Here is a 26073-nt window from a genome sequence, read left to right on the forward strand (position 1 = left end):
CGGAGTGAGCGCGGTTCGGAGTGAGCGCGGTTCGGAACGAGCGCGGTTCGGAACGAGCGCGGTTCGGAACGAGCGCGGTTCGGAACGAACGAAGTGAGTGAGAACCGCGCAACGCGAACGGGGAGGAACGACCCGTGAGCGAACGAAGTGAGTGAGAACCGCGCAACGCGAACGGGGAGGAACGACCCGTGAGCGACGCAATCGAGACCCGCGGACAGTGCGATCGGGTGTGCACTGACGTTCAGTGGCTACTATAGTCGACGTCCAACACCTCGCCTAGCACCCGTTCGGTGTCGACCGTGAGGAGGTGAGCACGATACTCAGCAGACGCCTGGACGTCCGAGACGAACGCCTCGTCGGGAAGCGTCGTGCCGGCCTGGGCTGCCGCCGCAGTGATCGCCTCCTCGGTAACCGCTGCGCCCTCGAGTTCGTCCTCCACTCCCGGCAGTCTCGTGGGAGTGGTCGTCGCACCGGTAACGGCGACTCGAGCCTCCTGGACCGTCTCGCCGTCGGTCCGAAGCCAGACGCCGACGCCGACCATCGCGTACCCCGAGAGCGGGTTTCTCCGTTTGTAGTAGCCGCTCACGGCATCGTCGGCCGTCGGTATCCGGATGCCAGTAACGATCTCGTCGCTGGAAACCGCAGTCTCGAACGGCCCCTCGAAGAGGTCGGTCGCGTCGATCGTCCGCTCACCGCCGGCAGAGCGCGCCACGAGCGAGCCATCGAGGGCGAGCAGCGCAGCCGGCGGATCCGAGCGCGCATCGCCGTGGGCGAGATTGCCACCGATCGTGCCGCCGTTTCGGACCTGCGGATCGCCTAACTCCGCCGCAGCGTCGGCGAGCGCGGTCGCACGCTGACGGACGATCTCGGAGTTAGCAATGTCGGTGTGGGTGGCGAGTGCGCCGATCGAGACTCCGTCGCCGCCGCTGTCACCGCTACTGCCGTCCGTCTCTTCGATCGCGGCGAGCCCGCTCAACTGGCTGATGTCGACGAGCGCCGGGGGCGATTCCTCCCCCGTCTTCATCCGCGGAAGCAGGCCGTGTGCTCCGGCGACCAGTTCGGCGCCGTCGTGGTCGCCGAGCAGTGCGAGCGCGTCGTCGACGCTGTCGGCCCGGTAGTAGTCGAAATCGTTCGTGTACATCAGCGATCACCCTCCGTGGCCCGCCAGACCGACTCCGGCGTGATCGGCATGTCGAGGTGATCGACGTCGAACGGCTCGAGCGCGTCCACGACGGCGGAGACCATGGTCGGTGTCGCCGCGATAGTCGCCGACTCGCCGACGCCTTTCACCCCGATGGGGTTGTGCGGGCTCGGCGTCACCGTACTGTCCGTCTCGAACTCCGGCAACTGCGTCGAGTGGGGGACGGCGTACTCGTCCATCCGACGGGTCTCGAGGTGACCCTCGTCGTCGTAGGCCGCGCCCTCGTAGAGTGCGGCCCCGATCCCCTGTGCGATCCCGCCGTGGACCTGCCCCTCGACGATCATCGGGTTGATGATCTCGCCGCAGTCGTCGACCGCCACGTAGCGTTCGATCTCGATCTCACCCGTCTCGGGTTCGACCTCGACGACGGCGACGTGCGTGCCGAAGGGGTAGGTGAAGTTCTCCGGGTCGTAGAAGTTCGTCTCCTCGAGCCCGGGATCCATCCCCTCGGGCAGGTCGTGGCCGAGGTAGGCCTCGTGAGCGATCGTCTGGATGTGCAGCGATCGATCCGGCGCGCCGGTAACGTGGAACTCGCCGTCCTCGAACTCGAGGTCGTCGACGGGCGTCTCGAGCTGGTGGGCGGCGATCCGACGGGCCTTCTCCCGGACCTCGCGAGCGCCGCGGGCGATGGAGCCGCCGCCGACCGACGCGCTCCGGCTGCCGTAGGTCCCCATCCCCTGGGGAATCCGGTCGGTGTCACCCTCGACGACGTCGATATCGTCCACGGAGAGTCCGAGCTCCTCGGCGGCGATCTGGGCGTACGTCGTTCGGTGACCCTGTCCCTGATCGGCCGTTCCCGCGAGGATCGTCACCGATCCCGTCGAGTCGAAGCGAACGATCGAACTCTCCCAGCCGCCGGCCTGGGCGCCGAGATCGCCCGCGAGCCCGGACGGCGAGAGGCCGGCCGATTCGACGAAGTTGGCGACGCCGATTCCGAGATATCGCCCCTCCTCTCGAAGTTCGTCCTGGCGCTCGCGCAGTTCGTCGTAGTCGACGTGCTCGAGTGCCACGTCCATCGCGCGTTCGTACTCGCCGCTGTCGTAGACGAGCGCCGCCGCCGTTTCGAAGGGGAACTCGTCGGGCTGGATGAGATTCCGCCGTCGCAGTTCGGCCGGATCCATCTCGAGTTCCCGCGCGCCGACGTCGACGAGTCGCTCGATCACGTAGATCCCCTCGGCCCGACCCGCACCGCGGTAGGCGTCGACGGGCGTCGTGTTCGTGAACGCGCCGACGACGCGACAGTGGATCGCCGGGATCGCGTACTGGCCGGAGAGAATGGTGGCGTACAGATACGACGGCGTCGCGGTGCCGAACTGCGAGAGCTGTGCGCCCAGTCCGGCGTGGGTCTCGACCCGAACGCCGCGGATCGTCCCATCGTCGTCGAGGGCGATCTCGCCGGTCGTCACGTGGTCCCGGCCGTGACAGTCCGTCAAATAGCTCTCCGACCGGGTCGCCTGCCACTTCACCGGCCGACCGAGTTGCATCGAACACCAGGCCGTCACGGCCTCGTCCGGATAGTGGTAGATCTTGCTGCCGAAGCCGCCGCCGACCTCGGGAGCGATCACCTGGATCCTGTTCTCCGGGAGCCCCAGCGTGCCCGCCGAGAGCAGCATTCGGTGGAGGTGCGGGTTCTGACTCGTCATCCAGAGGCGCAGCTTTTCGGTCGTCTCCTCCCAGTCGGCGAGAGCCGCTCGCGGCTCCATCGCGTTCGGAATGATACGCGGCTGTCGGAGGTCGACGCTCGTGACCCGGTCGGCGTCGGCGAACGCCTCGTCGGTGGCGTCCGAATCGCCGAGTTCGAAGTCGAAGGCCACGTTGTCCTCGGCTTCGTCGTGCACCGGCGGGACGTCGCGTTCGACGGCCTCGACCGGATCGGTGACGTGCTCGAGCGGCTCGTACTCGACCGAGATTCGCTCGAGGGCGTCGTGGGCCGCGTGCGGGGTCTCCGCGACGACGGCGGCGACGGCGGTTCCCTCGTGGCGCACCTTGTCCGTGGCGAGCATGCGATACTGTGGCTGGACGAGACCGGGGAGATCCCACGCGGTCGGGATCGTGTTCGGAACGCCGCTTTCGACGACGTCCTCGCCGGTGAACACCGCGACCACGCCGTCCATGGCTTCCGCGGCGCTGGTGTCTACGCTCTCGAGGCGCGCGTGGGCGTGATCGGACCGGCGAATCGCCAGATGAGTCGTTCCGGGGAGGGAGATGTCGTCGGTGTACTGCCCGTCACCCGTCAGCAGTGGCACGTCCTCGCCGCGTTCGATCGCGGCGCCGAAGGCGCCACTGCTGCCGTCGTCGTTGGAATCCGCCCCATCCGCGTCACTCATCGGTGCTCACCCAACTGGTCGGCCGTGGCCTCGATCGCGTCGACGATATTCTGGTAGCCGGTACACCGACAGAGGTTGCCCTCGATCGCCTCCCGGATCTCCTCGCGCGACGGGTCGTCGTTCTCCCGCAGGAACGTCTCGGCAGTCACGAGCATCCCCGGCGTACAGTAGCCACACTGGAGCCCGTGATGTTCCTGAAAACGCTCCTGGAGGGCCGAAAGATCGCCGTTTTCGCCGAGTCCTTCGACCGTCTCGATCTCCGAGCCGTCCGCCTGGACGGCCAGACGAGTACAGGACTTGATCGCCTCGCCGTTTACCCTGACAGTACAGGCACCACACCGTCCCGTCTCGCAGCCGACGTTCGCGCCGGTGTAGCCGAGTTCGTCTCGAAGCGCCGTCACGAGCAACGTCCGCGGTTCGACGGACAGCTCGTGTTGTTCTCCGTTAACAGTTACCGATATATCGTGTTCTGACATTCATTAACCTCTGCGTGTTCGTCTCACCTTTTCGTGGGAACTGCTCGCAATCACCACGTTACGGATCCACATCTCATGGTCGACTCATCGAAATAAATAGGTTCGTAACCGCGATTACGGACTGTCCCTTACCAGTAGATAGTAACACGGCTTTGTTGTTCAGATCTGGACGTGAAATTTGTATCCAGTGTCGGTGGACGACGTCTCAGTTTGGGCCGGCCACCCCTCGCTGCGGTGGCGCGCGCTGTCGACCGGCCGAACGTAGCGAGGTGCGAGCCTGCGAGCACCTCGGAAAGCGAACGGTGACCGAAGGGAACCGTGAGCACCAGTGAGGACGGTCGACAACAGTGTGCGAGGGGCGAACGAGCGGAGCGCGGCGCATAGCGCCGCGGACGGGCGAACGGCCAGCGGCCGTGAGCCCGCCAGCGAGTGAGTCGGCTGGGGAGGATGTGGCCATCCCGTGTGTTCGTGCGAGCAGGAGTTGCTCCCGGAGCGAGCACCGCGAAAGCCCATGGCCCCTTTCAGCCCCGCCCGGCGGTGGTTGGGGAGGGCTGCAGACTCACCGCCGGACGTTCTACGCGCGTGTGTACGTTCGACCGACACAGATTCAGTACCAAGACCAAATACAGAAGCGATATCCCAACTATTGTTACAGTAACGCGAGCGAGCGTTCCCCGTCCACGACCAGTCCTGTCCGGTCTGATCTCCCGACCAGGCGTTTCGGACTATCGACCCCCGTGTTCGAGCGAAGGTTTACCCGCTGGAGCGCATCGGAACGACACAGAGTCCCAATGGGCGCGAGAATCACTGATCGTCGATGGATGCCAGCGCGGCGATGGCTGCCTAGCGGTGAGCAATGACTGAACCGACTGCGAGCCCGTTCGCGTCGTTTACCGAGTCGGATCTCAGACGACTCTTCGACCGGCAGGAGTACGTCGTCGAGGACGACATCGTCGTTCCGGTACTGCTCGCCCTTCGACTCGGGAGGCCGCTGCTCGTCGAGGGCGAACCCGGCAGCGGGAAGACGGAGTTAGGAACGGTGCTGGCGGACGGTCTCGAGACCGAACTCGTTCGATTGCAGTGTTACGAGGGGCTGGCCGCCGAGAACACGCTCTACGAGTGGAACTACACGAAACAGTTGCTCTCGGTGCAGGCCGGCGAGCGCGGCGTCACCGACGACAGTTCGGTGTTCGACGAGGAGTACCTGCTCGAGCGACCCCTGCTCCGGGCGCTGTCGGGTGATCGTGAGCAACCCGCCGTCCTCCTCATCGACGAAGTAGACCGCGCTGACCGGGAGTTCGAGGCACTGTTGCTCGAGTTTCTCTCGGAGTTTCAGGTCACGGTGCCGGAACTGGGAACGATCGAGGCGTCGGTTCCGCCGATCGTCCTCATTACGTCGAACCGAACGCGGGGGCTGAGCGACGCGCTCAAGCGACGTTGCCTGTACCTCCATCTGGAACCGCCGTCGTTCGAGAAGGAACGGGAAATCGTCCAGCGGAAGGCGCCGGAACTGGACGGCGAGACGGCCGCGGAGATCTGTGGTGTCGTCCAGCGACTGCGCGAAGAGCCCCTGTTGAAACAGCCGGGAATCGCGGAGACGCTCGACTGGTCTCGTGCACTTCTCGAGCTTCGATTCGGAACCGGGGCCGAGGAGAGTGACGCCGACGAGAGCGACGCCGACGAGACGGAACCCGACACCGATACCGCGCTCTCGCCCCGGCTAATCGACCGAACGCTGTCGTGTCTGCTGAAGGAGGCCGAAGACGTGTCGCGGATCGACGACGACCTGCTCGAGGACCTCGCCCGGGCGGCCCGCGACGCTCGCGAACGGACGGAGGGACAGTGACTGGAGGCACGGAGTCAGCGGCGCTCGAGGCCGTCCGCGACCACGTTCTCAGCGAGGTCGTGACGTTCGCCGACGCGCTCCGCGCCGAGGGCGCAACGGTCCCACCGACGGCGACCGTGACGGCCGCCCGCGCCGTCGCGGCGCTCCCCGAGTCCGACGAGACGAGAGTCCGCGCCGCGCTTCGGACGACGCTCGTCTCTCAGCGGGCGGATATCGACGCGTTCGAACGGCTCTTTCCAGTTTTTTGGGAAAATCTCACGGGAAGCGGGACCGACGAGTCGTCCGCGGCCTCCGACGGCACGACCCAGCCCTTCGCGGTGCCACAGGCCGGTGAATCGAACCGGGACGGGAGAGACCGCGACGAGACCGGGGAGTCGATCGACCGAACGGAACGCGCGCAGTCGGTCGTCCCGGAATCGAACGCGCCCGCAGACGGGGACGACGAATCGGATACTGAACGGGACGACGGTCACGTGTTTCGCGCGCTGTCGACCCGAACTGGTCGCTCGGAACGCCTCGTCGTCGACGATATCGCGATACCTGGTGCAGACGTTCGCGAGCCCCTCGAGCGGATCGGCCGGGCTCTGGGTCGGAAACGGGGGCGACGTCTCAGCGACGACCCAGCAGGGTCCAAACTGAACGTTCGCCGGACCCTCCGACGGAGTTTCGGAACCGGTGGAACCGTACTCGAGGTCGATCGACGGAGCTACGATCAAACGGCGGTGAACGCCATCGTTCTCGTCGACGTGAGCCGGTCGGTTCTCGACAGCATCGATCGCGGGTTCTTGCTGGGCGTCCTTCGGCAGATGCGCGCCGACTGGCGATCCGTCCGCGTGTTCTTCTTCGATACCAGCCTGCGAGAGGTCACGGCGCAGTTCGACGAACCGTCCTCCGACCGTGCGATCGCAGCCCTCGAGCGAGCCGAAACCGAGTGGGGTGGCGGCACTCGGATCGGACACGCGCTTTCGACACTTCGGACCGACTACGCGGACGCCGTCGACCGAGAGACCGCCGTGCTCGTCATCAGCGACGGCCTCGAGGTCGGCGAACTCGATCGTCTCGAACGGGGGATGGTCTGGCTCTCGAGGCGAGCGGATTCCGTTCTCTGGCTCAACCCCCTGGCGGTCGACGCCGAGTACGAACCGACGTGTCGCGGAATGGCGGTCGCGTCCCCGTACGTCGACGGACTGTTCGGGTTTGCTCGCCCGGCGGACCTCGAGGAAATCGCCAGACAGCTCTCTCTTCGTGGCGTTCACGGTCGGATCGGCTACGTGTACGACGGTCGTGGCGATTCGGCGCGGCGTCCACGAGGGAGAGGGTGGGCGCGCTCGGACACGGCGTCCGAGGGAGACGAGCGGTAGCGCGACGACTGCCGTCACGGGATGTCCGTCGAGAGCAGCTCAGTCGTCCAGCGAGGACTCCCGAAGCTCGCCGCGGCGAATCTGTCCGGTCACGGCTCGCGGGAGCGAGTCGCGGAACTCGACCGCTTCCGGCGTTGCACGGTCCGGGAGCCGGTCGGCCGCGTGCGTTCGGAGTTCCTCGGCGAGCTCGTCGCTCGGTTCGGCATTTTCGCACACGACGAACGCCTCGACCACCTGCTCGAGGTCGGGATCCGGCGTCGGGGCGACGGCGACCTCCGCGACAGCGTCGTGGTCCGCGACGGCTCGTTCGACGGCGTACGGCCCGATCCGGGAGCCGCCACTGATGATCACGTCGTCGGCCCGCCCCTGGTACCAGACGTAGCCGTCCTCGTCGACCCGACCCAGATCGCCCGTCAGGTACCAGTCGCCGACGAACGTCTCCTCGGTCGCGTCGGGATCCTCCCAGTAGCCCAGGAAGAAACAGGGGAACTCGCCGCGGACGGCGATCTCGCCCGTCTCGCCGGCCTCGAGTTCGTCCCCAGTGTCGGGGTCGACGACCGCCGCCTCGACGCCGGGGAGCGGCTTGCCCATGCTCCCCGGGCGCGTCTCGATCGACGGGTAGGTGTTGACGATCATGTTCCCCGTCTCGGCCTGCCCGTAGCTGTCGTGAATCGGCGTTCCGAGGGTTTCCTCGCCCCACTCGATCAGCTCGGCGTCGAGGGGTTCGCCGGTGCTCACCGCGCGGTGGAGGTCGAGGTCCGCATCGGCGAGGAGATCGTCGTTCTTCCTGAGTTGGCGGTACAGCGCCGGGACGCTCGAGAGGACGGTGACCGGGAACTCGTCGAGTAATGCGGTCCAGGTGTCGGGATCGAACTCGCCTTCGTAGGCGAGGATGCTGTGCCCCCAGAACCAGACGCCGAGCGCGTTGACGGGCGCGGTGAGCCAGCCGCGGTCGCCCGTCGCCCAGTAGAGGTCGGTCTCGTGTTGCTGGAGGTCGGCCGCGTACAGTTGAGCGGCGGCCACGCCGACGATCCACCGGTGACCGTGGACGATCCCCTTCGCCGGCCCCGTCACGCCGCTGGTGTAGTACAGCAACGCGGGGTCCGACCCCTCGGTCCGGACGGTGTCGTACTCGAGGCTGGCCCGCTCCATTGCCTCGTAGTAGCTGACGTCGCCGCGCCGGACGCCGATCCCGTCGTCGCTGACGACGATTACGTGCTCGACCGACGGGACGTCCTCGAGCGCCGTCGCGACCGTCTCCCGGTTCTCGGGCGTCGTGATCACGACGCGGGCGCCGGCGTCCTCGAGTCTGTAGGCGACCTGTTCGGGGCCGAACTGCTGGTCGACGCCGCCGAAGACGCAGCCCGTCTTGAGCGTCCCGAGCATCGCGACGTACTGTTCGGGGACCCGGGGCATGTACGCGAAGACGCGATCACCTCGCTCGACGCCCAGCGCCTCGAGCAGGTTCGCGAACTGGTTGGACCACTGGGCGAGTTCCCAGAACGTGATTCGCTCGCGCTCGCCGTCGGCGCCGACGAAGTACAGCGCGACGGTACCGCGCTCGGTTCGGTAGCGGTCGCAGACCTCGTGGGCAACGTTGATTTCGTCGGGAGCGTCCCAGTCGGCGTCGGCGTAGATGCTGTCCCACTCGAAGACCTCGGAGAGGCCCTCGTAGTCCGCGAGGTTCGGTGCCGTTCCCATGTGGGACGTGCACACGGCAACGCCCATAACTCATCGGACGGCACGAGCGGCCTCGACGGATCCGGACCGACGGTAATCCGGCGCCGTCAGATCGATTCGGCGGTCTGCAGCGCGTTGATCCGTCCTGCGCCGAAGTCGGGGTGACTGTCGCCGTCGGCGAGTTCCGCGCCGCGTTTGATCGCGCGTTCGACCTGCTCGGGATTGGACTCCGGCTCGAGTTCCCTGACCAGACACGCCAGTCCGGCCACCTGCGGCGACGCCATCGACGTCCCCGAGAGGAATGCGTAGGGCGGCTCGAACTCGTAATCGAGCGGTATCGCCGAGTAGACGTTAGCGCCGGGCGCCCCGACGTCGATCGTGTTCGTCCCGTAGTTCGAGAAGGAGGCACGCTCGTCGTCTTCCGTCGTCGCACTGACGCCGAGCGTTCCCGTCAGGCTGCTCCACTGGTGGAATTTCCCGCCGTGCTGGAGGTTCGTGTCCTCGTTTCCGGCGGCGACGACGACGCTGGTACCGCGGCGAACGACGCTCCGGATGACTCGCTCCTGGGCGACGCGGTACGCATCGCGGCTCGCGTGGGCGTTGTCCTGTGGCGGTCGCGGGCCCCTGCCGATGCTCATGTTGACGGCGTCGGCGCCGATCTCGGCGGCGTAATCGAGCGCCCTGAACACGTCGCTCGTGTTCGACTGGCTGACGTCGGGCCCGTAGATGCGCAGCGAAACGAGTTCGGCCTCGGGTGCGACGCCGTACAACCCGTTGTCGCCGCTTCCCGCGGCGATTCCGGCGACGTGGGTGCCGTGGAGGTGAACGTCGTCGCCGTCCTCGCCGACCTCGCCGTCCAGGTACATCCGACTCAGGTCCGTGTTGAGATTCGGCGCGAGATCCGGATGGGCGTAGTCGATCCCGGTGTCGATGACGGCCAGACGCGTGTCGGCTCCCGTCGCGTGATCGTGGGCCTCGAACGCGTCGATCAGCTCCTTGTCCCACTGCTGGCCGGTGACGTCGTCGCTCTCGACCGAGGTCGCGCCGTCGGCCGGCTCCTCGTAATCGATTACGTAATCGACCGTCGCGGCCTGGACGCCGGAAACACCCCGGATCGCGTCGGTTTCGCCGGCCGGCCCGGTGACGACGAAGACGTTCGCGTCCTCGAGCGCGGCGTCGACGACGAACCCCTCGCGCTCGAGGCGCCGACCAACGTTGCCCTCGGCCCCGGTGACGAGATACCGCTGCGTTTCTCGTGCGGTTGCTGTGTTCGCCACTGAAAGGCCGAGTCCCGTCGCTGCGACGCCCGTGAGGAACGATCTCCTGGTGTCGGTCATGGTTCCTCTAATCACTCTCCACGATAGTACAATAACAATTTATTATTATTTCAACAATTGAGAACAGCCTGTAGAAGCCGGGCCGCCTGCGGCCGAGTCAGTTCGTCCGCTCGAGGAGCCGTTCGCGAAGCACGAGCAGACACGGCAACACCGTGAGACAGGCGACGAAGGCGAAGATGATGCTCAGCCCGGTCACGAGACCGAACCGTCGGAGCGGCGGGGCCAGCGCGAGCGCGAGGACGCCGAAGCCGGCCGCCGTGGTCAGGGCGCTCCCGAGCAGCGCGCCGCCGGTGCCGGTGATGGTTGCGGCGAGGGCGTCCTGAAGCGAGTCTCGGCGATCCGATTCGTCCTCACGGCACCCACCGGTCGCCGTTCGGGTATCCGGGACTCCTCTGGAGTCCCGCTCATCAATGAACCGCTCCCCGACGTGGATGCTGTAGTCGACCCCCAGTCCGATCGCGAGACTCGTGATCACGGCCGTCTCGCTGTTGAACGGCAGGTCGAGGATAGCCATCGCCCCGAGCAGCCACGCGAGCGCGGCGACCACCGGCGCGAGCGTGATCGCGCCGAGCGTGAGCGCCCGGTGGCGCACCCAGTAGAGGACGGTGAGGAACGTGAGGATCACCACTAGCGTGACCGCGAACGCCTGGACGAGCGTCTCGAGCAGCGCGTCCTGGATCACGGCCGTCGTCACCGGGCCGCCGGTCGCGATGGCCGACGCGGGAGCGTTCGCCTCGATCCCGCTCGCGATACCGCGGGTGTCGTCGGCGACTGACTGTGCGGCCGCGTCGCCGCGCACGCTGACGAGCAGGCGGGCCGACTCGTACTCGCCATCGTCCGTACGGTAGAGCACCGTCGACGCCGCCTCTTCGTCGGCCTCGTACAGTTCGTCGTACAGTCCCTCGAGGTCCTCGTCCGGGAGGCCGTCGCCATTGGTGTCGCGTTCCTCGAGCGCGGCGGCGACGGACTCGTTCTCGCTTGCAACCTCACGGAGTACCGAGACCGGGCTCTCGATCGCCGGTCCGCCGCCCGATCGGGTGATGATCGTGCCGCGAGTCCCGTCTCCGCCGCCGTCCGACGCGGCGCTATCGATCGCCGCGAGCGTCGCCGGATCGGTCACGTCTCCGCGTATCAGAATCTGGCTCTGGCTTCCCTCACCCCGTTGCTGGAAGTTCTCGCCGAGGTACTCGGCGTCGTCGCTGATCGTGTACGTGTCGGGAGCCAGCCCGCCGGGAAGCGATTTCGTCCACTCCGGCGGATCCTCCGGCAGGAAGTCGGCCTCGTTGAACTCGGTGTCGATCCCCGTCGCGCCGTAGGCGCCGCCGATAGCCAGCAGGAAGGCGAGTGCGACGACCGCGAGCGGCGCACGCTGGACGAGCGAGACGACGCCGGAGAGTCCGCGGTTGACGATTCCCGTCCCCCTGCCGAACGGCTCTTTCCGTCGGTCGATTCCGAACCGGCTCTCGAGCAGGTCGTCCACCTCGACCTTCAGCGCGGGCACGAGGACGGCGAAGGAGACGAACGTCGCGAGGATCCCTCCCGCAGAGAGGATCGCGAAGTCCTGGATCGCGGGCAGGGGGCTGACGACGTTCGAGAGGAAGCCGACCCCCGTCGAGAAGGTCGCGGCCGCGAGCGCGAGCACGACGCCGGCGAGTCCGACGCGCATCCCGTTTCGAACCGCCAGTTCGCCGCCGGTCTCGTCGCCGCCGTCGGTCGCCGTGCCGTCGCGCTCGAGCGTTCCCGCACGCGCTTCGCGCGATCGCATCACGACGTGCAACGAGTAGTCGATGCTGAGCCCGATCAGAAGGAACGGAACGGCGATCAGCAGTTGGCTCGTCGGAATCTCGAGCCAGCCGAGGATCCCCGCTAACCAGGCCATCACGACCGCGATGCCGAAGACGCTGATCAGCACGTCTACGAGATCCCGGTAGGCGGTTCCGAGCGCGAACAGGACGAGCACGAGGGCGACCGGCGTGATGATGGCGAAGCTGTCGCCGACGGCGTTCGAGGAGGCCTCGTTGGTGATCCCCTGCCCGAAGAGGAAGGCGTCGTCGAAGCGATCCTCGACGAGTTGGCCGATCTCGACCTGCGCATCGTAGGCCGCCTCGGGATCCTCGTCGGGGCCGCTCTCGTCGACCTGGAAGAGGAACGCGATCCGCGCGTCGGCGGTCGTCGAGCCCGGTTCGTACTCGGTCGGGAGGAACTCGTAGGGATCCTCGCCCTGGGTCTCCGAATCGGGGTCGAGCACGTCCGCCAGAAGGTCGTCGACCTCCTCGTCCGAGCGGGATTCGAGCGCCTCGATCTGTTCCTCGAGCGTCGGCTCGCTGGTATCGGGCGGTCCGTTCGCCTCGGCCGCACGATCCTCGAAGACGGCACCCGTCGCGACGACGTTCTCGAGGCCGACGAAGCCCTGGTCGTCGAGCGTCGCGTTCAGGTCCTCGTCCTCGCGAACCTCCTGTTGCAGATAGAGCCCATCGAGCAACGAGTCGCGCGTAAGGACGTCACCGCCCTCGTCGCGGACGACGAGTTGGGTGACGACGCGGTCGTCGGTGCCGTAGGTCGCCTCGATCTCCTCGAGCGCCGCAGTCTCCTCGGAGTCGGTTTCGAACTGGCCGATCCCCTCGTCCTCGCTGTCGCCGATCGCGGCCCCGGCGGCGACGACCGCCGTCAGCAGGAGGACGACCACGACGACGAGTTTGCTGTGCGAGACGATCGCGTCGGCGTAGCGATCGGCGAGCGATCCCGACATTCGTTATCGCCGCCTCCGGCCGGTCGGCTCGCGGACTTCTTCGACTCGAGCGTCCCGCCGAGAATCCGGCGACACCGGGCGATCCCGGCCTGCGTCCGGAGACGCGCCTGAATAGCGCAGCCTCGGCGGTTCGATGTGATCCATTACCCGTCCATCCAATCCAAGCGTTGATAGCAGTTCGGATAGAATCCAGTTTTGTATAATCGGTTCCTGATTATGAACACCGACATCGACCGCGATCGCGGGATCCTCACGCCGGCCGACCGCGCGTTCCTGCTGGGCGAGCGTGAGATGGGCCACGAACAGTCGCGACGAAACGCCGAAGCGCGCATCCGTCGGCGCGTCACCGACGCGATTCTGGACTTCGACCTGCTGTTGCACACGTTCTCGGAGAAGGATCGACGGCAGGTGTTCGACGAGCTAACGGCGGATCCCGACCACCTCGACGCGCTCAGAGCCATGCTCGCGTTCGCCTACATCGGAACGGACGAGCACGGTCTCGACTTCGAGGAAATCCTCGTCCCGGCCGTCCGCCACTCCGAGGAGGCCTGTGCCGCATCGCGCCTCGACGCGAACGTCTCGGTCGACGTCACCTTCGAGGTCGAGACGAGCGTCGAGTCGACGCTCGAGGGCGTCGCCGAGCGACTCGAGGCCGGCGACCCGGTCACGCCCCAGGAACTCTTCTCGCTCGTCATGCAGGGCGACCACGACCCCGGACGATACGACCGGATCGCGCTCGTGGTTCCGGAGGAGGGGGTCGACGACCAGTTCCTCGAGCGGCTGGCGACGTACCTCGAGGGCGAGGTTCGACGGCCGACGCCGTCGCGTGCGGTGATTCGACTGGACGGAGCGGAGAGCGAGTGATCGCTGCCTACGCGAAACACATAACAGGAATCATCGGCAAGAACTGCGTATGAGCGAGTCCGTCGAGTTCGAGGCGGTCATCGGCGGGTCCCACGACGCCGTTTTCGTAGGGGCCTCGTAGCCCCCTATTCCCACCCCGTATCGACGGATGTATTGTAGCCGACCAGCATTCACCGAACAACGACCGGTATGCAGATGTACGATCCACTTCCGCGACTTCCGACGACGAATCGACGACGCCCGAACCGGGCGGTGAGACCATGAGCACGGACGCCAATGCCCGCGAACGCGACGAGGCGAGCCTCGAGGGCGGCTACGACCCCGAGGCCGTCGAGTCCCGCTGGCAGGACCGCTGGGTCGACGCGGAGGTCTACGCCTACGACGGCGATCCCCAGCGCGACCCGAATACGGTCTACTCGATCGACACGCCGCCGCCGACCGTCTCGGGGAGCCTCCACATGGGTCACCTCTACGGGCACACGCTCCAGGACTTCGCTGCGCGCTTCCAGCGGATGCACGACGGCGAGGTGCTGTTCCCCTTCGGCTACGACGACAACGGGATCGCGAGCGAGCGACTGACCGAGAAGGAACTGGACATCCGCCACCAGGACTACGAGCGCCGCGAGTTCCAGAAGCTCTGCCGCGAGGTCTGTACGGAGTACGAGGCCGAGTTCACGGACAAGATGCAGGGACTGGGCTGTTCGATCGACTGGAACAATACCTACAAGACGATCGAACCGCGCGTCCAGCGCATCTCGCAGCTTTCGTTCCTCGATCTCTACGAGAAGGGCCGCGAGTACCGCAAGAAGGCACCTGCGATCTGGTGTCCCGACTGCGAAACGGCGATCTCACAGGTCGAGATGGAAGACGACGAACGTCACTCCCACTTCAACGATATCGCGTTCGAGGTTGCCGGCGAAGATCCGGCGCGCGAAGAGTTCGTCATCTCCACCACTCGCCCGGAGCTGATCCCCGCCTGCGTCTCCGTCTTCGTCCACCCGGACGACGACGAGAACCAGGATCTGGTCGGCGAGACGGCTCGGGTTCCCATCTTCGGCCACGAGGTGCCGATCATCGCCGACGACCGCGTCGACATGGAGAAGGGCAGCGGCGTCGTCATGTGCTGTACCTTCGGCGACCAGAACGACATCGAGTGGTACCAGGCCCACGACCTCCCGCTTCGCGTGGCCATCGACGAGTCGGCGACGATGACCGACCTCGCCGGCGACTACGAGGGACTGTCGACCGAGGAGGCCCGCGAGGCCATCGTCGAGGACTTAGACGACGAGGGATACCTTCGCGACCGCTGGGAGATCACGCACGCCGTCCAGGTCCACGAGCGCTGTGACACCTCCGTCGAGTTCCGCGTCTCCAAGCAGTGGTACGTCGAGATTCTCGACCACAAGGAGGAGTACCTCGAGGCCGGTCAGGAGATGGACTGGTACCCCGAGAAGATGTTCTCGCGTTACCGCCACTGGATCGAGGGCCTCGAGTGGGACTGGCTGATCTCCCGTCAGCGGGACTCGGGGATCCCGTTCCCGGTCTGGTACTGTACGGACTGCGATCACGAGATCATGGCCGAACGCGAGGAGCTGCCGGTCGACCCCCTGAGCGACGAGCCGCCGGTGGATAGCTGTCCGGAGTGTGGCAACGACGCGTTCGAACCGGAAGAGGACGTCTTCGACACCTGGGCGACTTCCTCGCTGACGCCGCTGATCAACGCCGGCTGGGACTGGGACGCCGACGAGGAGGAGTTTGCGATGGACAACCCCGAACTCTACCCGTTCGACCTCCGGCCCCAGGGCCACGACATCATCTCGTTCTGGCTGTTCCACACCATCGTCAAGTGCTACGAGCACACCGGTGAGGTGCCGTTCGACGCGACGATGATCAACGGCCACGTCCTGGACGAGAACCGCGAGAAGATGTCCAAATCGAAGGGGAACGTCGTCGCCCCCGAAGCGGTGCTCTCGGAGTACCCTGTCGACGCAGTCCGGTTCTGGGCTGCCAGCGCCGCCGTCGGCGACGACTTCCCGTACCAGGAGAAGGACCTGACCGCGGGCGAGAAACTCCTGCGGAAGCTCTGGAACGCCTCGAAACTCGTCGACAGTCTCGCCCCCGCCGACCCCGACGAGCCCGCCGAACTCGAGGCGATCGACCGCTGGCTCCTCGCCGAACTCGACGACGCCGTCGAGGAGCTGACGGCCCACCTCGACGCCTACGAGTTCGCGAAGGCCCGCGACCGGCTACGGACGTTCTTCTGGAACACCTTCTGTGACGACTACCTCGAGATCGCCAAGGAACGCGAGGACAACCCCTCGACCCAGTACGCGCTGCGGACCGCCCACCGCACGTTCCTCGAGCTGTGGGCGCCGTTCCTCCCGCACGTGACGGAGGAGATCTGGCAAGCGCTGTACGCGGAGGACGGGAAACTGGACGAGACCAGCATCCACGTCCGCGACTGGCCCGCCCCGCAGGGGTACGAGGCCGACCTCGAGGCCGGCGAGACCGCGATGGAGGTCATCTCGGCGCTGCGACGCTACAAGAGCGAGAACCAGTTGCCGCTGAACGCCGACCTCGAGGCCGTCTCGGTCTACGGTCCCGTCGAAGGGTTCGAGGACGCCATCCAGAACGTGATGCACGTCCGGGAACTCGACGTGCTCGAGGAGCCCCCGGAGATCACGACCGAGGTCGCCGCGATCGACCTCGACTACTCGACGCTCGGGCCCCGCTACGGCTCGAAAGTCGGCGACATCGACGCCGGAATCGAGAGCGGCGAGTACGAGATCGACGACGACGCGGGCGTCCTGCGAGTCGCCGGCGAAGATCTCGAGGACGACGTGTTCGAGGTCGAACTCGAGCGCACCTACTCGGGCGAGGGCGAGATGCTCGAGACCGACTCAGCGATCGTCATCCTCGAGTAACGTCGCACAATTCGTTTTCTTCCGAGTGTTCGTCTGGTTCGTTCGGGGCAGCCGCGTTTCGCGATCCTCAGTCGGTCGTCAGGTTCTCCTCTCGCCACGTGGCCGTCGCCGTAACCCGGTCGCCGTCGACGTCGACCGACTGCTCGTCCCCGGAGGCGCCGAGAAGCTCCTCGAGCGCGGCCTCGTCCGGCTCGTCGACGACCGCCGCGAACTCGCCGGTGGACGTCTCCTCGTCTTCGACGGCGAGCGACGAGACGATCGCCTCGGCGTCCTCGAGTTCGTCGAACCCGAAGTCGACGAGCCCCTCGCCGTTCGGCTGGGTGCCGGCTACGGGACCGTACTGCCCGACGGCAACGTCGCCCTCGCCGGCGCTCGAGACGACCCACTCGAACGCCCCGGATTCGTCCGTCGCCCGTTCGACGTCGCCCGTCGAGGCGCCGATGGTCGTCTCGAGCGTCGCCGTCGGCTCGCCGTCCTCGCCGTCGACGACCACGAGCGCGTCGCTGTCGACGGCGACCGCTGCGTCGGTATCGCCCTCGACCGGCGTGTAGACGTCGTACCCGCCGATATCGTCCGTCCGTTCGAGCTGGCGGATGAACTCGGCTTCCGGCTCGGCGGTGAGCCGGGCGTCGATTTCTTCGGTGACCATCTCCCCGGTCACGACGAACGCGTCGTCGGTCAGCAGCAGTCCCTCGACGGTCGACTCGAACTCGTCGTCGACGTCGAGCAGCCTGCCGAGTCTGTACTGGGCGAGGTCGAGTCCGACGAAGAAGTACGCCCGGAGCAGCCCGTCCGATACGGGCGCGATCATCGGATCCGCCCGGAACTCCTCGGGGACTTCTTCGTCCGGCCCCGCCTCCTCGAGTTCGTCGCCGACGAACCCCTCGAGGGCCGCCCAGTCGACGTGGACGAACTCGAGTCCGCCGTCGTCGATCGTGAGCCACCGACTGTATGTCGGGAGCTCGTCGCCCTCCTCCTGTGCACTGACTGGAAGACAACCTGCGGTTCCGACGGCGGCCACCGTCGCCGTTGCGCCCGCGAGCCCGAGCAGTTCACGTCGACCGAGTGTCATTACACGCCAGCACGCGTTCGATTTGGATATAGCCCGTCCCCTCGTTCATCGCCGGCTGACTGTCGGCGTTGCAGATTTGGCCCTGGTGGTCCTCGAGGTGAGAGACGCGGATTCAGATGTCTCGTCGTGTGAAGACGAAGACGGCGACGGCCACCAGAACGAGAAACGCTGCGAGGAGAATCCCGGCGTCACCGAACGCGTACTCCTCGTGGACGAGAATCGCCGTGTGGTCGTAGTATCGACTCGGCGCTGCGGCGCCGACCCACTCGAAATCCGGGTCGATTCTCGAGACGCCTTCGACCAGCCACAGTACGACCACCAGGCCGAGGGCTGCCGCCCTGGCGGTTCGCACCCTGTCGACGACGACGGACGCCACGAGACCGGTGGCCGCGCAGACGAGCAGATAGGGAACCGAGAGCAGGTGGACCATCGCGAGCGCGACGGGGTTGAACGCCTCGCCGATGAGGATCGCACCGACGTAGACGATGAGCGCAACCCCGACGTTCAACGCGACCAGGGGAACCCACAGAGCGCCGACCTTCTGGAGTACCACGGACTCACGAGAGATCGGATTGGAGAGGATGAGATCCATCCGCCGGTCCTGAACGTCCCTCGCGATCAGGCCGGCCCCGATGTACGCGAAGTAGATCCCGAGAAGGAGGACCCAAAAGAAGGAGTATATTTCGGCGGCGATGAAGCCCTCGATCGTGTGCAGTTCTTCGATCCGGAACAGTTCGAACATGAATCCCGGGAACGCTTCCTCGAGCACGTCCATCTCCTCCTGGATACCTGGGAACATCGAGAAGTAGAGGGCCGAAAGCAGGGCGAACACGGCGATCAGCACGACCGAGCCGCGGACCCGCTTTCTGGACTCGATTCGGAGAATGGCCGTCATAGCGTCACCTCCAGCCGATCCCTCGTGCGGTCGACGCTCATCAGATATCCCTCCGTGCGAAGATGAAGACGGCCATGCCCAGCAGGAGGAGAAAGACCGCGAGGAGAATCCCGGCGTCGAGAAGCGCGTACTCCTCGTGGACGAGGATCGCCGTCGGATCGTAGTACCGACTCGGTGTGAGGTCGCCGACCCACTCGAAATCGGGATTCATGTGAGAGAGGCCGTCGACCAGCCAGAGGATGAACACCAGCCCCAGTGCGGAGGCCTGGGCGGTCTCCACTCGATCGAGGACGACGGAAAAAACGATGCCGATGCCGGCACAGACGAGCAGGTAGGGGACGCCGAGCAGGTGCACCATCGCGAGGGGAACGAGATCGATTGACTCACCGAGGAGGTGCGCACCGGTGAGTAGAACGGCCAGCAGGGCGAGATTCAACACGACCAGGGGAAGCCACAAGGCCCCCACCTTCTGGAGCACTACGGACTCGCGAGAGACCGGATTAGCGAGAACGAGGTCCATCCGACGCGTGCGGATATCGTCCGAGATCATCCCCGCACTGATGTACGCAAAATAGATTCCGGCGAGGAGTATCCAGATGAACGGAAAGATATAGCCGCCGACGAAGCCCTCGATCGTGTGCAGTTCTTCGATCCCCAGGAGTTGGAGTATGTACTCCGGGTACACTTCCTCGAACAGTTCCGCTTCTTCCTGAATGCTCGGGAAGACGACGAGAAAGAACGCCGAGAGCAGGACGAGCAGGCCGGTCAGGGTGAGCGTGCTACGGAGGTGTTTGCCCGACTCGTTGCGAAGGATGGCCGTCATTCTCCCCCCACGAGGCCGTCGTCCCCGTAGTAGTGTTTGAAGATCTCGTCGAGTTGCGGATCACCGATCTCGACGTCTTCGAGTTCGTACTGGACGAGATGCTCCAGCAGCGCGGCCGGCTCGCCGGTGTAGGTGAACCGAACCGTCCGATCGACGACCTCGACGTCTATCATCTCCTCCGTGGTAAACCGCTGCTCGTCGACCGGCTCTGCCAGGTGAACGCGAACCTGCTTTCCGCCCCGTTTGAGCAAGTCGTCGATGTCCTCGAGGGCGACCAGTTCACCCTCCCGGATAATACCGACTCGATCGCACACGCGCTGCACCTCGCTGAGGACGTGCGACGAAAAGAAGATCGTCTTTCCAGCGTCGCGTTCCTCCTCGAGGAACAGGTGCATCCGGTCTTGCTTGAGCGGGTCCAGTCCGGACGTCGGTTCGTCCAGAATGACGAGATCCGGATCGTGCATGAACGCCTGCACGATCCCGAGCATCCGCTTGTTCCCGTGTGAGTAGGTTTCGATCGATTTGTCGAGCGGCGGCCGAAACAGCTCCAGTAACTCGTCCCGTCGTTCGTCTCCGCGCATTCGAGCGAAGTAATCGAGCGCCTGGCGACCGGTGAGTCGCTCCTCGAAGCCGAGCGTGTCCGGCAGATACCCGACGTTGGCTTTCGCCTCGGTGAGCGCTCGTCGATCGCGGATGTCTTCGCCGAGTACTTCGGCGGTGCCCGAGGTCGGTTTGATGAGTCCGAGCAGCAGCCGAATCGTCGTGGTCTTACCCGCCCCGTTCGGGCCGAGGTAGCCGAATATCTCACCGGCCTCGACGTCGAAGCTGATCCCGTCGTTAGCGGTAACGTCACCGTAGCGTTTGGTGAGACTGTCCAGCCTGATCGTCGCCTCGTCGTGGTCCGATTCGGTTTCGACGTCTTCGATCTGGGTACGCATGGTTCACCACCTGTTTTGAAAACTCGCAGCGGAACGCGACGACCGCTACACGCGACACGACGCCTCGATCGTGTATAAAAATGTTTGTGGGATTACATACTATTCTGACGAGGTGAGAGTGTGGGTTTCGGACACGTCTCGCAAGAACAGACACAGGCCCTGTCACGGTCGATCACTTCGTCGTGACCTCCACCTCGAGCAGTTCGGCGAGACGTCCGCGCTGTTCGCGCTTCGAGTGGGGTGTTCGACTGTCCCCTAGCTTGTGGTTTTCCCTAAACTCCCAGATATAGTTCACAGATACGGGACGTACTCGAGAACTGCCCACTATCTGCCCAGTAATAGAAAGTATATGTAGGGTGGCGCGCAACGGTCGGCTGTGCTCTGCTGAAGGTGACCAATGCTGACACGTTGGCCCTTGCTGTGTAAGCCGAGTACGGAGCACACCAATGACGACAGAAATCACACACGGAGACGCATCCGACACGCACGCTACTCTCTCACCAACCACTGTCTTCGAGTTGCTTCTCGACGAACGCCGCCGGCACGCACTGTATTATCTCTCTCGACACGTCGGAGCGGTATCGATCGAGGAACTCGTCGACGGCGTCGCGCGGATGGACGGCAAGCCGACACGGCAGCGACTCGACGCACTCGCGGTCGAGTTCCACCACAATCACCTGGATCGGCTGGCCGAGGCGGGTGTGTTGCGATACGACCGGGACGCTGAAACGGTCGAACGACGTCCGACAGCGCGAGCGCTCGATCCCCATCTCGAACTCGTCTACGGTGAGGGCCTGTAGGGGCGAGCGAATCAGCGGTCGGCGGTTCGTTCACGGACAGCCTCGCACTTTTTGACCCGCGTCGCGAGCGCGAGAAACAGCGCGAGGAGTACGAACGTCGTTTCGCCCGCGGCGATGACGCCCAGCGCGTCGGCCCCGAGGAACATCGGTTCGTCTCGCGGAACGGGGATGACAGTGTGATGGGGATCTCCGACGATCGGGATGTGATAGTCGACGACCAGGTTGCTGGTGTACCAGACGAGCGCGACGGCGACGCCCCAGACGGGAAAGTCGGTAATCCGGTGGAGGACGTACGCCTGGACGACCATCCCGAGGTGACTCCAGAAGAGGAACTGGTACATCAGGAAATCCGTCTGAGCCAGGTAGGTCTCGTGGAAGACGAGCAGCGTATAGGGCGTCCACAGGCCGAGGACGATGTTTCCGAAGAAGGCGAGCGCGGTCAGCCATGGCTGCTCGTGACCGAGTTTCCACGCCGCGATCGCGAGCGCGATGAACAGCGTCGCCAGCGGGCTATCCGGCACCCACGGCCACATCACCGTCGGTGTCGCGGCGAACTGGCCGGAGTAGTACCAGAAACCGAAGGCCGTCCCGCCGAGGTTGATCGCCACGATGAGCCACGCGAACCGCAGTCCGAGGTCTTCGATCGTCTTCGGGAGGGGAGCGAGGTAGCTCGGCAACGGGTCACGGTCGGGCAGCCCAGTCGGCGCGGTCATCGTTCGTATCCGGCGCGACGAACGGGGAACGCAAAATGGTAGCGGTTGTCGCCGCCTATAGACACCCACAGCGATACAGTACTCGTCACCGTTCGATCAGCTATGACAGTTGCGACCGACGATCGGGAACAGTGGAAACTCTCGACGGGCCACACGGTTTCGCTCCCGCTCGAGCTTTCGTATACGCTGGGTGGCGTAACCGTCCCGGCCTGGCGCGAGCGCCTCGAGTCGCTTCTCCCGGACGCGCTCTCTTCGCTGGCGATCGCACCGGGCGTCGGCTGCGTTTCGCTCGTCGGCATCCAGTATCACCGCGTCGGTAGCGCCGAACCCGGCTTCGAGCCCTACGACGAGTTCGCGGTCATCGTTCCCGCGGTCCGCGGGAGCCGAACCGATCTGCCGTTCGGACAACTCGCCGACGGCGAGGTGGGCGGCTACGTCCACTGGCTGCCCGTGACGACCGACGCGTCGGTCGCGCTCGGTCGCGAGATCTGGGGGTATCCGAAGGAGCGGGCACCCATCACCGTGACGGACGGCCCGCGCGGCGTTCGAACCGTGGTCGGTGACGCCGACTCGAGCGAGGACGTGATCAGACTCGAGGTTACTCGGCCCCGAACCGCCGTCCCGTTACAGGACGTAACGCTCTCGAGTTTCACGACCCGCGACGGCGAACTGCTCCGGTCACGGATGGAACTCCGCGGCGAAATTTCGATCGGCCCGCCGATCGGAACACACCTCGAAGTCATACCGAATCTGGCATCGGAACTCGGATTGTGGCGGCGACCGCTCGTCCGGATGACGGGTTCACGCGTTCGCGCACGGTTGTTCGACGGCGAGTCAGTAGCGACGCCGACGCCCGCGAAACCGGATCGCTGATGCTGAGAGCTACTCACGGGACGAACCCGAGCCACCGACGACACGCCCCGAGTCCCGGTCTCAAAGGACACGCGTAAGTGGAGTGGGTCCTAACGCCACAGCATGACCGAGAAGACCGATCTCGAGGAACTGCGACGTGGGACCGACCTCGTCAAGCGCGGTTTCGCCCAGATGCAGAAGGGCGGCGTCATCATGGACGTCGTCAACAAAGAGCAGGCCCGGATCGCCGAGGACGCCGGCGCGGTCGCCGTCATGGCTCTCGAGGCCGTCCCCGCAGACATCCGCAAGCGCGGCGGCGTCGCCCGGATGGCCGACCCCGCGGACGTCGCGGAGATCGTCGACGAAGTGTCGATCCCGGTGATGGGGAAGGCCCGTATCGGTCACACGAAGGAGGCCCAGATCCTCGAATCCGTCGGCGTCGACATGATCGACGAGTCCGAGGTGCTCACCCCTGCCGACGACGCCTACCACATCGACAAGCGCGACTTCACCGCGCCGTTCGTCTGCGGTGCGCGAAACCTCGGCGAGGCCCTCCGTCGAATCAACGAGGGCGCGGCCATGATCCGCACCAAGGGCGAGGCCGGCACCGGCGACGTGAACCAGGCCGTCCACCACCAGCGGACGATCAAGGGCGCGATCCGCGAACTCGAGGGGAAGAGCCACGAGGAACGCGAAGCCTTCGCCCGCGAGATCGAAGCGCCCGCAGAACTGGTCCACGAGACCGCCGAGATGGGCCGGCTTCCGGTCGTCAACTTCGCCGCCGGCGGCATCGCGACGCCGGCCGACGCGGCGCTCATGATGCACCACGAGTGTGATGGGATCTTCGTCGGCAGCGGGATCTTCGGCGCCGAGAACCCGCCGGAGATGGGCGAGGCGATCGTCGAGGCGACGAACAACTGGGACGACCCCGAAACGCTCGCCGAGATCTCGAAGAACCTCGGCAAGGGAATGAAAGGCGACGCGAACGCCGACCTCGCCGAGGAAGAGAAACTGCAGGGCCGCGGCGTCTGATCGGCAGTCGACGAAATTTTCCTTGTATTCTACCGTTCTAGACCGGAGTAAAGCGGCAAGCACGTCCGTTTTCTCCGTGTACAGCCACCGCTTTCGTATGAGTCACGCGACGTCTCCGACCACCTTCGAACGGCTGTCCGATCAGGTCAAAACGGGAACCGAGCAGTTGCTCCAGGAAACCGAGACCGACGCATCGGACGAGACGCTGTCGACGACGGCAGCCGAACTGTGGGACGTCGTCGAGGAAGTCGAAGACCTCCTCGAGACGATCGACCTCGAGAAGCTGCCGGATACCGTCGAGGTATCGGCGCTGCCCGATCTCCTCGACGTCGACGAACTCCCGAATGCGATCCGCGAGCACGATCCAGACCTGGCGCTGGACTTCAGCACGCTCCGACAGGCTATCAAACTGCGAGAGCTCTGGAATACGGTCGATCTCGCCGACTTCGCGAAGGAGAGCCGACAGCTCAAAGCCGAACTCGAGGACGTCGTCGGGCCCGACGCGCTCGACTCGAGTGGCGACTCCGAGGCAGCAACCGAGGTCACGGAGTTCGTCGACGAGGTGAAGGGGGACGCGACGAACGCAGCGATGCAGCAGAAGGCCAAAAAGAGGGCGAAAACGGCTCGAAGAGGGGTCATCGAAGGCCACTCGAAGTTCGAGGAACTGTACGAATCGAACCAGCGCGGATCCGGCTACGCCGGCCGGCGCCCGGTCTCGAACAACCCGACGGCTGTCTCGTCGGTTCCCCACGGTCCGCTTCCGGCCGGCGTCTCCGCGAGAGTCTCGACCGTTCCGACGAACGTCCGCCAGTCCAAGGTCGACGCGCTTCCGCGGATCTACGGTCGCCGCTGGAAAGGCGCGACCAACCGTCCCTGATACTCCGGTCCGGAGAGTACCGTCGCTACCACCACGTCTGCGGCGGCGGAACGAGTTCGATTCGAACGAGCCCGAGAAATACGAGATACGTTATCAGTGCACCACAGGCCAGCGACAGCACCGGCTCCGGTGCGAGGAGCGCGCCGACGGCCGCGATACCGATCGCGACCGCGAGCGACGTGAACTGGACGTCCCGTCGCTCCCAGTACCGGCGCACGAATTCGTACGCTCGAGCCGCGAGTAGTTCGAACGCGAGCGTCGCGAGGCCACCGACGAGCAGGAAGGACGGGGAGAGCGAGGCGTCGACGAGAACGGCGAAGCCGACGAAGACGGCCAGCGCGACGAGCGCGAGCGCGGCGTCGGTTCGTGTGCCCATTCGAATCCCGGCTACGTTCCGTCGCGGTAGAGCCGCGCACCCTCGCCGACGGCCGTCTGGTAGGCCCGACTCTCGATTCCGGCGGCGTCGAAGGCGTCGATCATCGCCCCGGCGATGGCGCGCCGGTCGGGTTCGTGACAGACCGCGAGAACGCCCGGGCCGGCACCGCTGACGGTGACCCCGGTCGCGCCAGCCTCGAGTGCGGCCTCGCGGACCGCATCGTAGCCGTCGATGAGCGCGGATCGTTCGGGCGTGACGATCTCGTCGCTCATTCCGGTTCCCACGAGGTCGGGATCGTCGCGGGTCATCCCCACGGTGAGCGTCGCGGCGTGGCCGACGGTGTCGACGACGTCCTCGAGTGCGGCCGCCTTCGGAACGACGCCGCGTGCGTCCCGCGTCGAGACGCTCGTCTCGGGAAGACACGCGACGAGCGGGATCGAAGCGTCGACCTGCGTCACGCCGTCGTCGGTGGCGATCGTGAACCCGCCCAACAGGGAGGGGGCGACGTTGTCCGCGTGGGCCTCGCCGGAGACCAGGGCCTCGCCTTCGGCGGCGATCGGGACGAGTTCCTCCCGCGACAGCCCCCGATCGTACAGCGCGTTGAGGGCGACGGCCGCCGCGGCCGCGCTGGCCGCGGAGGAGCCGAGTCCCGAGGAGGGGCGAATCCCCTTGTCGATCCGGATCCGGGCAGGTGCGTCGAGCGCCTCCGCGACGGCGCCGACGGTGTTCTGTTCCGGATCCTCGGGAATGTACTGACTTCCCGCTCCGGTGATCGAAATCGTCGTCTCCGGGGCGCGCTCGACCCGGACCACGTCGGCGGGCGCCTCGAGAGCGACGCCGAAGACGTCGAAACCGCTCCCGAGGTTCGCACTGGTCGCTGGAGCCCGCACGGTGAACATGCCGCTTTCTTCCGAGAGAACAGGCAAAAAG

Annotated in this window: 21 protein-coding genes; 8 read left to right on the top strand and 13 right to left on the bottom strand. The window is 65.7% G+C overall.

What is annotated here, in order from left to right; genetic code table 11:
• Positions 1-241 precede the first annotated feature (241 nt).
• From CV102_RS12700 to CV102_RS12710, 3 genes are read right to left on the bottom strand one after another with little or no spacing between them, the layout of a single operon-like run.
• Entirely contained in the window at positions 242-1141 is a 900-nt protein-coding gene (locus CV102_RS12700) for an FAD binding domain-containing protein (protein WP_148858387.1), read from the bottom strand.
• A complete protein-coding gene (locus CV102_RS12705) occupies positions 1141-3528 on the bottom strand; it encodes a xanthine dehydrogenase family protein molybdopterin-binding subunit (RefSeq protein WP_148858388.1) in 2388 nt (795 codons plus the stop codon). Before CV102_RS12705 ends, CV102_RS12700 begins: the two co-directional genes overlap by 1 nt.
• The gene (locus tag CV102_RS12710) at positions 3525-4004 is read right to left on the bottom strand and encodes a (2Fe-2S)-binding protein (RefSeq protein ID WP_148858389.1); all 480 of its coding nucleotides are present in this window, start codon (positions 4002-4004) and stop codon (positions 3525-3527) included. The genes CV102_RS12705 and CV102_RS12710 overlap by 4 nt, the downstream gene beginning before the upstream one ends.
• A gap of 856 nt (positions 4005-4860) precedes the next feature.
• Here CV102_RS12710 and CV102_RS12715 point away from each other — a divergent pair.
• Both CV102_RS12715 and CV102_RS12720 read left to right on the top strand, forming a co-directional pair.
• Positions 4861-5850, top strand: a complete 990-nt coding sequence (locus CV102_RS12715) for an AAA family ATPase (protein WP_148858390.1) — start codon at positions 4861-4863, stop codon at positions 5848-5850.
• Positions 5847-7211, top strand: a complete 1365-nt coding sequence (locus CV102_RS12720; protein WP_187432958.1) for a VWA domain-containing protein — start codon at positions 5847-5849, stop codon at positions 7209-7211. Before CV102_RS12715 ends, CV102_RS12720 begins: the two co-directional genes overlap by 4 nt.
• Positions 7212-7250: 39 nt before the next feature.
• Here CV102_RS12720 and CV102_RS12725 read toward each other — a convergent pair whose 3' ends face one another.
• The 3 genes from CV102_RS12725 to CV102_RS12735 form a co-directional block, all read right to left on the bottom strand.
• Positions 7251-8912, bottom strand: a complete 1662-nt coding sequence (locus CV102_RS12725) for an acyl-CoA synthetase (RefSeq protein ID WP_148858392.1) — start codon at positions 8910-8912, stop codon at positions 7251-7253.
• Positions 8913-8998: 86 nt separating this feature from the next.
• Positions 8999-10228, bottom strand: a complete 1230-nt coding sequence (locus tag CV102_RS12730) for a S8 family peptidase (RefSeq protein WP_148858393.1) — start codon at positions 10226-10228, stop codon at positions 8999-9001.
• Positions 10229-10325: 97 nt separating this feature from the next.
• Positions 10326-12977 carry an efflux RND transporter permease subunit gene (locus CV102_RS12735; protein ID WP_148858394.1) on the bottom strand — a complete coding sequence of 884 codons (2652 nt, stop codon included), beginning with the start codon at positions 12975-12977 and terminating at the stop codon, positions 10326-10328.
• A gap of 216 nt (positions 12978-13193) precedes the next feature.
• Between CV102_RS12735 and CV102_RS12740 the strand changes: the two genes are divergently transcribed.
• Together CV102_RS12740 and CV102_RS12745 are read left to right on the top strand one after the other, a co-directional pair.
• Positions 13194-13841: a hypothetical protein gene (locus CV102_RS12740; RefSeq protein ID WP_148858395.1), complete on the top strand. Its 648-nt coding sequence runs from the start codon at positions 13194-13196 to the stop codon at positions 13839-13841.
• A 260-nt stretch (positions 13842-14101) separates the two neighbouring features.
• Positions 14102-16765 (top strand): valine--tRNA ligase, encoded by a 2664-nt coding sequence (locus tag CV102_RS12745; RefSeq protein ID WP_148858396.1) that lies wholly within the window; start codon positions 14102-14104, stop codon positions 16763-16765.
• Between the two features lie 67 nt (positions 16766-16832).
• Here CV102_RS12745 and CV102_RS12750 read toward each other — a convergent pair whose 3' ends face one another.
• From CV102_RS12750 to CV102_RS12765, 4 genes are all read right to left on the bottom strand, one after another.
• Entirely contained in the window at positions 16833-17837 is a 1005-nt protein-coding gene (locus CV102_RS12750; protein WP_148858397.1) for a hypothetical protein, read from the bottom strand.
• 112 nt (positions 17838-17949) lie between these two features.
• Positions 17950-18732, bottom strand: coding sequence for an ABC transporter permease (locus CV102_RS12755; RefSeq protein WP_148858398.1), 783 nt, complete (start codon positions 18730-18732; stop codon positions 17950-17952).
• A gap of 40 nt (positions 18733-18772) precedes the next feature.
• Positions 18773-19555 (bottom strand): ABC transporter permease subunit, encoded by a 783-nt coding sequence (locus tag CV102_RS12760; RefSeq protein ID WP_148858399.1) that lies wholly within the window; start codon positions 19553-19555, stop codon positions 18773-18775.
• Entirely contained in the window at positions 19552-20493 is a 942-nt protein-coding gene (locus tag CV102_RS12765) for an ABC transporter ATP-binding protein (RefSeq protein WP_148858400.1), read from the bottom strand. The genes CV102_RS12760 and CV102_RS12765 overlap by 4 nt, the downstream gene beginning before the upstream one ends.
• Positions 20494-20939: 446 nt before the next feature.
• On the opposite strand from CV102_RS12765, the gene CV102_RS12770 reads away from it, so the two are divergent.
• Complete coding sequence (locus CV102_RS12770) at positions 20940-21293, top strand: DUF7344 domain-containing protein (RefSeq protein WP_148858401.1); 354 nt, start codon at positions 20940-20942, stop codon at positions 21291-21293.
• Positions 21294-21304: 11 nt separating this feature from the next.
• On the opposite strand, the gene CV102_RS12775 is transcribed toward CV102_RS12770, so the two are convergent.
• The gene (locus CV102_RS12775; RefSeq protein ID WP_148858402.1) at positions 21305-22006 is read right to left on the bottom strand and encodes a DUF1405 domain-containing protein; all 702 of its coding nucleotides are present in this window, start codon (positions 22004-22006) and stop codon (positions 21305-21307) included.
• A gap of 102 nt (positions 22007-22108) precedes the next feature.
• On the opposite strand from CV102_RS12775, the gene CV102_RS12780 reads away from it, so the two are divergent.
• The 3 genes from CV102_RS12780 to CV102_RS12790 all read left to right on the top strand — a co-directional run bounded on the left by CV102_RS12780 (position 22109) and on the right by CV102_RS12790 (position 24767).
• Positions 22109-22879 carry an acetoacetate decarboxylase family protein gene (locus CV102_RS12780; RefSeq protein WP_148858403.1) on the top strand — a complete coding sequence of 257 codons (771 nt, stop codon included), beginning with the start codon at positions 22109-22111 and terminating at the stop codon, positions 22877-22879.
• Between the two features lie 102 nt (positions 22880-22981).
• A complete protein-coding gene (pdxS, locus tag CV102_RS12785) occupies positions 22982-23890 on the top strand; it encodes a pyridoxal 5'-phosphate synthase lyase subunit PdxS (RefSeq protein WP_148858404.1) in 909 nt (302 codons plus the stop codon).
• A 97-nt stretch (positions 23891-23987) separates the two neighbouring features.
• On the top strand, positions 23988-24767 hold the full coding sequence (locus CV102_RS12790; RefSeq protein ID WP_148858405.1) for a hypothetical protein: 780 nt from the start codon (positions 23988-23990) through the stop codon (positions 24765-24767).
• A 25-nt stretch (positions 24768-24792) separates the two neighbouring features.
• Here the strand turns inward: CV102_RS12790 and CV102_RS12795 are convergent, their stop codons facing one another.
• Together CV102_RS12795 and CV102_RS12800 are read right to left on the bottom strand one after the other, a co-directional pair.
• Entirely contained in the window at positions 24793-25143 is a 351-nt protein-coding gene (locus CV102_RS12795; RefSeq protein ID WP_148858406.1) for a hypothetical protein, read from the bottom strand.
• An 11-nt stretch (positions 25144-25154) separates the two neighbouring features.
• Positions 25155-26042, bottom strand: coding sequence for a homoserine kinase (locus tag CV102_RS12800; RefSeq protein WP_148858407.1), 888 nt, complete (start codon positions 26040-26042; stop codon positions 25155-25157).
• Between the last annotated feature and the right edge of the window lie 31 nt (positions 26043-26073).

The sequence above is a fragment of the Natronococcus pandeyae genome (assembly GCF_008122205.1).
Lineage (GTDB): Archaea > Halobacteriota > Halobacteria > Halobacteriales > Natrialbaceae > Natronococcus > Natronococcus pandeyae.

What these genes read in the sequence shown, in the direction of transcription:
- CV102_RS12715 (WP_148858390.1), top strand. Translation starts at nt 4,861, where the DNA reads ATGACTGAACCGACTGCGAGCCCGTTCGCGTCGTTTACCGAGTCGGAT.
- CV102_RS12795 (WP_148858406.1), bottom strand. Translation starts at nt 25,143, where the DNA reads ATGGGCACACGAACCGACGCCGCGCTCGCGCTCGTCGCGCTGGCCGTC.
- CV102_RS12745 (WP_148858396.1), top strand. Translation starts at nt 14,102, where the DNA reads ATGAGCACGGACGCCAATGCCCGCGAACGCGACGAGGCGAGCCTCGAG.
- CV102_RS12750 (WP_148858397.1), bottom strand. Translation starts at nt 17,837, where the DNA reads ATGACACTCGGTCGACGTGAACTGCTCGGGCTCGCGGGCGCAACGGCG.
- CV102_RS12780 (WP_148858403.1), top strand. Translation starts at nt 22,109, where the DNA reads ATGACAGTTGCGACCGACGATCGGGAACAGTGGAAACTCTCGACGGGC.
- CV102_RS12790 (WP_148858405.1), top strand. Translation starts at nt 23,988, where the DNA reads ATGAGTCACGCGACGTCTCCGACCACCTTCGAACGGCTGTCCGATCAG.
- pdxS (WP_148858404.1), top strand. Translation starts at nt 22,982, where the DNA reads ATGACCGAGAAGACCGATCTCGAGGAACTGCGACGTGGGACCGACCTC.
- CV102_RS12710 (WP_148858389.1), bottom strand. Translation starts at nt 4,004, where the DNA reads ATGTCAGAACACGATATATCGGTAACTGTTAACGGAGAACAACACGAG.
- CV102_RS12770 (WP_148858401.1), top strand. Translation starts at nt 20,940, where the DNA reads ATGACGACAGAAATCACACACGGAGACGCATCCGACACGCACGCTACT.
- CV102_RS12705 (WP_148858388.1), bottom strand. Translation starts at nt 3,528, where the DNA reads ATGAGTGACGCGGATGGGGCGGATTCCAACGACGACGGCAGCAGTGGC.
- CV102_RS12735 (WP_148858394.1), bottom strand. Translation starts at nt 12,977, where the DNA reads ATGTCGGGATCGCTCGCCGATCGCTACGCCGACGCGATCGTCTCGCAC.
- CV102_RS12725 (WP_148858392.1), bottom strand. Translation starts at nt 8,912, where the DNA reads ATGGGAACGGCACCGAACCTCGCGGACTACGAGGGCCTCTCCGAGGTC.
- CV102_RS12755 (WP_148858398.1), bottom strand. Translation starts at nt 18,732, where the DNA reads ATGACGGCCATTCTCCGAATCGAGTCCAGAAAGCGGGTCCGCGGCTCG.
- CV102_RS12765 (WP_148858400.1), bottom strand. Translation starts at nt 20,493, where the DNA reads ATGCGTACCCAGATCGAAGACGTCGAAACCGAATCGGACCACGACGAG.
- CV102_RS12700 (WP_148858387.1), bottom strand. Translation starts at nt 1,141, where the DNA reads ATGTACACGAACGATTTCGACTACTACCGGGCCGACAGCGTCGACGAC.
- CV102_RS12775 (WP_148858402.1), bottom strand. Translation starts at nt 22,006, where the DNA reads ATGACCGCGCCGACTGGGCTGCCCGACCGTGACCCGTTGCCGAGCTAC.
- CV102_RS12760 (WP_148858399.1), bottom strand. Translation starts at nt 19,555, where the DNA reads ATGACGGCCATCCTTCGCAACGAGTCGGGCAAACACCTCCGTAGCACG.
- CV102_RS12730 (WP_148858393.1), bottom strand. Translation starts at nt 10,228, where the DNA reads ATGACCGACACCAGGAGATCGTTCCTCACGGGCGTCGCAGCGACGGGA.
- CV102_RS12740 (WP_148858395.1), top strand. Translation starts at nt 13,194, where the DNA reads ATGAACACCGACATCGACCGCGATCGCGGGATCCTCACGCCGGCCGAC.
- CV102_RS12800 (WP_148858407.1), bottom strand. Translation starts at nt 26,042, where the DNA reads ATGTTCACCGTGCGGGCTCCAGCGACCAGTGCGAACCTCGGGAGCGGT.